General features: G+C 48.9%; 1 protein-coding gene. It reads right to left on the bottom strand.

What is annotated here, in order from left to right; genetic code table 11:
• Positions 1 to 1,175 (bottom strand): methyl-accepting chemotaxis protein (locus tag OGV85_RS00535; RefSeq protein ID WP_253164581.1); only part of this gene is annotated, 1,175 nt, incomplete at its 3' end.
• Positions 1,176 to 1,368 lie beyond the last annotated feature (193 nt).

The following is a 1,368-nucleotide window of genomic DNA, read 5'->3' as shown; positions in this document are numbered from 1 at the left end:
TCCCGAGTGTTCATCAGGCTGTTTTCAATGCCACAGAGAACATCCTTGGCCAGTTGACTATTGCTGGCCACGACTTGCTCAATTTCTTCAGTCGCGCTACTGACGCTCGCCGCAAGATTACGCACTTCTGCGGCAACAACCGCAAAACTTCTTCCGGATGCGCCAGCCCTTGCTGCTTCAATCGCGGCATTCAGTGCAATAAGTCTTGTCTGCATGGCAAACTTCCGGATGGTTTCCACCATATCGTCAATACTTTCAGACTGATTGTTGAGCCGTGAGATATCGGTGGAGACAGCCCCCATCCCCTGCGCAATTCTGTCAATCATAAGGATGCTATTTTCAATAACATTGGCACCGTTCTGCGCACTTTCTCGGGTCTGCACGGCCATATCCCATGCATGCACAGCAGCCTCTTGCTCTCTCTGGTTTCGCAGGACATCAGCCGTAACATCTGTAGCGAATTTCACAATTTTATAAAGCTGCCCATCACTGTTAAAGACAGGGTTATAAGTTGCACGGAACCACAGAGGGTCTCCCTGACGGTTAAGGCGTGGAAACAGACCAGAAAAAAACTCACCTTGATTCAGACTCTCCCAGAAATGTCGGTATTCATCACTTTTGTAAAGCGTCTCGGCACAGAACAGACGATGATGCTTACCTATGATTTCATCCCGCTTATAGCCAGTGGCATTGACGAAATTTTCATTTGCTTCAAGCACGATCCCTTCAGGATTGAAGGTGATGATGGCCATAGAACGGTTTATGGCATTTACGACTGCTTCCTGCTCAAGAGCAGAATGCACGCGCTCAGAAATATCGGCAGCAATTTTAATGACTCTGATAACACGGCCGCGCCTGTCAGAAACGGGGATATAACTGGCTTCAAGCCATACGGAACGATTTCCCTTTGCCAGCCGCAGGTACTTGCCACTAAAGCTTTCTCCCCTGGCAAGGCGCTGCCAGAACTGGCTGTATTCCGGTGAACTTACCAGCGAGGGCGGGCAGAATATACGATGGTGGTGACCGATTATTTCATCAGCCCTGTACCCCATAGTGGAGAGAAAAAGCGGGCTGGCTTTATTTATCACCCCCTCCGGACTGAACTCAATGACAGGCTTATTCTGACAAATTGCGTCATACGAAATGGCTGATCGCTGGAGGTTCAGGGAGAACATATTTTTAAGTGAAAACATATGAATCAGATTGCCCGGATAATGTAAGTACTGCCATGGTTATCGGCTACTCCTTATGTAGCGTTATATATTACTGCGACAGGGCGGGAAAAAGCCCGCTCTTCAGCCATGCCGGCATGATGTCCGGCTCCGGATTTCACGCGTAAAAAACCCGCCATCTTTAGCGGGCTGAACA

Origin of the sequence: Citrobacter sp. Cf132, assembly GCF_030333885.1 — a bacterium.
In the GTDB taxonomy this organism is placed as follows: Bacteria; Pseudomonadota; Gammaproteobacteria; order Enterobacterales; family Enterobacteriaceae; genus Citrobacter; species Citrobacter freundii.
The sequence above is the reverse complement of the archived record's forward strand: the minus strand, read 5'-3'. Positions and strand labels throughout refer to the sequence as shown.